This window comes from Pseudoalteromonas sp. 2CM37A (assembly GCF_023161885.1).
In the GTDB taxonomy this organism is placed as follows: Bacteria; Pseudomonadota; Gammaproteobacteria; order Enterobacterales; family Alteromonadaceae; genus Pseudoalteromonas; species Pseudoalteromonas atlantica.
Map to the genome: position 1 here is coordinate 1 of NZ_JALNTJ010000022.1, position 4,282 is coordinate 4,282.

Below are 4,282 nucleotides of genomic sequence, written 5' to 3' on the forward strand. Positions count from 1 at the left end.
TACTCAACTCACTGAGTAGCTCGTGCCTCGCTATGCGTTGCGCTCTGCCGTCTCAGTGGGGTCGCATTATAGGGAGAACGGATTTTTACGCAAGCGTTTTATTGAATAAAATTGCATTTAATTTATACCCATAAGAACCTCACATTAAAAACACATGTTACCCACAAAAGCCTGTGGATAAGACTGCTTTTTTGCTTTTAAAACTAAACTCTTTTGATTTGTTATGGTAAGTTGCCAGCACTTTTTCAACTCATGTACTTAGGTAGTATTCATGACAGATATAATAAATAGTATAAGTGCCTTACTTTGGGGCCAAGTTCTCGTCTACTTATTAATAGCAGCAGGTGTCTTTTTTACCATTCGGTTAGGCTTTATTCAATTCGTACAATTCCCTCATATGTTTAAAGTTATGTTTGGCTCACGTAAATGTGGTGGAGATGAGATTTCTTCTTTTCAGGCTTTTTGTACTTCTTTAGCGGCGCGTGTTGGAACAGGTAATATGGCCGGTGTTGCCGTGGCACTTTATTTAGGTGGCCCTGGCGCTATATTTTGGATGTGGCTGATTGCTTTAATAGGTATGGCAACTAGCTTTGCAGAAAGTACGTTAGCGCAAGCTTATAAAACTAAAGACGCTGATGGCAACTTTAGAGGCGGCCCTGCTTATTATATGGAACGAGGTTTAGGCAAACGCTGGATGGGTGTCTTGTTTTCATTATGCTTAATTTTAGCCTTTGGCCTGGTATTTAATGCTGTACAGTCAAACTCTATTGCTGCCGCATTTGAAGTAGCGTTTGATGTACCTAAGTATATAGTAGGCATTGCACTTGTAATTGGCTCTGGCATCATTATTTTTGGTGGATTAAAAACAATATCACGTTTTGCCGAAATGGTTGTTCCATTTATGGCGCTTGCCTATTTGCTAGTTGCTATATATGTATGTGCGATTAACTTTACTGCCCTGCCTGATGTTATTGTACTTATAATAAAAAGCGCTTTTGGTTTAGAGCAAGCAGGCGCCGGTGCAATTGGCTATGGTGTAACGCAGGCTATGATCCAAGGTATTAAGCGCGGTTTGTTTTCGAACGAAGCCGGTATGGGTAGCGCAGCCAATGCCGCAGCAACGGCAACACCTTATCCACCGCACCCAGCCTCGCAAGGGTATGTGCAAATGCTAGGTGTATTTATAGATACTATTGTGATCTGTACAGCCACTGCCTCATTAATCTTACTGTCTAATCAACTTGTGCCTGAATCGGGTGTATTAGGAATAGAGTTAACGCAAGCCGCACTACAAGAGCACGTAGGTGACTGGGGTACTTACTTTATTGCCATTGCCATTTTGTTTTTTGCATTTACCTCTATTGTCGCGAATTACTCATATGCCGAAACAAACCTAATGTTTTTAGAGCACAACTCTACTAAAGGAATGTTTATATTTAGATTACTTGTATTAGGTATGGTTATGTTTGGTGCTATTGGTGAACTAGGTATTATTTGGACACTTGCTGACATTTCTATGGGCCTAATGGCTATTGTAAACGTGGTTGCACTGTTTATGCTTTCAGGCGTTGTTGTGTGGTTATCAAAAGATTACAACGCGCAAAACAAGCAAGGTGTATTACCTACGTTTGACAAAGACAAGCACCCTAAGCTTGCCAAAGAGGTTGATCCAAACGCGTGGAAGTAACGCTAAATTAAAAAATTATTAAGCGAGCATTAGCTCGCTTTTTTTTGCCTTTCAAACTATATAAAAATTTATTAATGTATTTCAGAGATATATACCATAATTAAATATCAGTAATAGGCGCTTTTTGATTTACTTACGTACTATAAAATTGAAGTTTGTTATCTATAATATAAAGGAGTCATGATGGATGACCAATTGAACAAATACAGTATTGACACTACCGATTATCAGGTAGGTCAAGATAACGTACAAAAATGGGGGTTTGATGTTCATAACCCAGTGTTTGGAATAAGCGCATTTTTAGTCATACTATTTGTTGCCCTTACCTTATTGCTTGACCCTGAAGCTGTCAGGGAAGCACTTACCTCAACTAAAGATGCCATTATCAATAAATTTGATAGCTACTTCATGTTGATTGCTAATGGTTTCGTATTATTTTGCTTTGCACTTGCGCTCTCCCCTCTTGGTAAAATTCGCTTAGGGGGTGTTGATGCAAAACCTGAACATGGTTATCTCTCATGGCTGGCAATGTTATTTGCCGCAGGAATGGGGATAGGTTTACTGTTTTGGGGTGTTGCAGAGCCCGCTGCCTATTATACTGATTGGTACTTAATGCCAATGAACGCAGAGCCAAATACCCCAGAAGCTCACTCTTTAGCCATGGGCGCCACCATGTATCACTGGGGCTTACATGGTTGGGCAATTTATGCCATTGTTGCACTTAGCTTAGCGTTTTTTGCTTACAATAAAGGCCTTCCGTTATCTATACGCTCCGTGTTTTATCCCTTATTTGGCGATCGTGCTTGGGGTTGGCTGGGTCATGTTATTGATATACTTGCTGTACTTTCCACGCTTTTTGGTTTAGCAACGTCTCTTGGTTTAGGGGCACAGCAAGCAACAAGTGGTATTAATTATTTAATGGGCACTGACTACGGCACCGCTTTTCAAATTACAGTTATAGCACTCGTTACCTGTATTGCTATTGTTTCTGTTATTAAAGGCATTGAAGGGGGTGTGAAAGTACTTAGTAACATCAATCTCATATGTGCATTTATTTTACTTGTAGCCATAATATCGCTTACTTTTAGTGACTCAATCACAGCAATATGGTTTACTTTTGGTGCATATGTAGAACATATGGTTCCGCTTAGTAATCCGTTTGGCCGTGAAGATGAAGACTGGATGCATGCCTGGACAGTATTTTACTGGGCATGGTGGATATCGTGGTCGCCGTTTGTAGGAATGTTTATTGCCCGCGTTTCTAGAGGCCGTACCGTGCGAGAATTTTTATTAGTCGTCATTGGCCTGCCAACACTATTAAGCTTAGTGTGGATGGGGGTATTTGGTAATTTAGCGATTTCACAAATTATTGATAAAGTAGGCCCACTTGGGCAAAACGGGTTAACCGATATCTCTGTGACGCTATTTCAGGTTTATGAGCAGCTTCCGCTTAGTGGCCTTATTAGTGTGATCTCAATTGTGCTTGTTTTAGTGTTTTTTATTACCTCTTCTGATTCTGGCTCACTTGTAATAGATGGCATAACCGCTGGCGGAAAAATTGATGCGCCGGTACCACAACGTATATTTTGGGCATCGATTGAAGGGGCAATAGCCGCCGTATTACTGTGGGTAGGTGGCTCTCAAGCCTTGCAGGCTCTGCAATCTGGAGTAGTAACCACTGCGTTACCTTTCTCAATTGTGCTTATTTTAATGTGCGTGGCGCTTATTCAAGGTTTAATGAGCGAATACCCTATTTATAAGGCACAAACAAAGTTATAGCATTATGTACTTTAGCAAAGCGGCTTTGTGTCGCTTTGCTTTGCACTTTATTTCCTCCCTTACCTACACTTCAGCTAATACATTAACGACCGTATTTAATTATCAAACTGTTTAGCTTTGGCAATACACCTCTAAAACACGTTGTTTTAAATAAATAGAGCGCACATATCAGCGCATAATAACCAAGCGCTATTAGTTACACCTTTAGCTATCAAGTTTATATCATCAGGTAGTCGCGCATGTATGCAAAATTGATTGATGAACTGAATTGGATTTAGACGGCAGCAGCAAAGGGATATAGGAAAAGTAATGTAGGTTTAATCAACTAACGCTAACGTGTAACAATACGTATGCTTTGCTTTAAGCACGATTGTCTGCCTCAAAATTAGTCACTTGATTAAGCCAATTGCTATTAATCTTTAAGGAATAGGCAAAAACATAAACAAAGTGATTGTTATATAAAAAATGGATGTTTATTTAAAAATAGGGAGTATTTAATTTACTAAAAGGACTTTAGTAAAAGTGGTGCCCGAGGCCGGACTTGAACCGGCACGACTTGTTAGTCGAGGGATTTTAAATCCCTTGTGTCTACCAATTCCACCACTCGGGCATCGAGTTTGCTATTTAAAGCATGTGGAGTAATTAAATGGAGGCGGAACCCGGAGTCGAACCGAGGTGGACGGATTTGCAATCCGCTGCATGGCCACTCTGCCATTCCGCCTTAACGCTTCCAAATAATTTGGAGCGGCACACGAGGCTCGAACTCGTGACCTCGACCTTGGCAAGGTCGCGCTCTACCAACTGAGCTAGTGCCGC

The 4,282-nt window shown here is 40.7% G+C and carries 2 protein-coding genes and 3 tRNA genes; 2 read left to right on the top strand and 3 right to left on the bottom strand.

Translation table 11 applies throughout. From position 1 onward, the window contains the following. Positions 1-271: 271 nt before the first annotated feature. Complete coding sequence (locus MTF68_RS19600; protein WP_024033645.1) at positions 272-1,687, top strand: sodium:alanine symporter family protein; 1,416 nt, start codon at positions 272-274, stop codon at positions 1,685-1,687. Between the two features lie 183 nt (positions 1,688-1,870). Beyond that, a complete protein-coding gene (locus MTF68_RS19605) occupies positions 1,871-3,466 on the top strand; it encodes a BCCT family transporter (RefSeq protein WP_248463410.1) in 1,596 nt (531 codons plus the stop codon). A gap of 523 nt (positions 3,467-3,989) precedes the next feature. Here MTF68_RS19605 and MTF68_RS19610 read toward each other — a convergent pair. From MTF68_RS19610 to MTF68_RS19620, 3 genes are all read right to left on the bottom strand, one after another. Further along, positions 3,990-4,076: transfer RNA gene (locus MTF68_RS19610), tRNA-Leu, on the bottom strand. A gap of 37 nt (positions 4,077-4,113) precedes the next feature. Continuing rightward, positions 4,114-4,187: transfer RNA gene (locus tag MTF68_RS19615), tRNA-Cys, on the bottom strand. 19 nt (positions 4,188-4,206) lie between these two features. Then, positions 4,207-4,282 (bottom strand) — tRNA-Gly (locus MTF68_RS19620).

What these genes read in the sequence shown, in the direction of transcription:
- MTF68_RS19605 (WP_248463410.1), top strand. Translation starts at nt 1,871, where the DNA reads ATGGATGACCAATTGAACAAATACAGTATTGACACTACCGATTATCAG.
- MTF68_RS19600 (WP_024033645.1), top strand. Translation starts at nt 272, where the DNA reads ATGACAGATATAATAAATAGTATAAGTGCCTTACTTTGGGGCCAAGTT.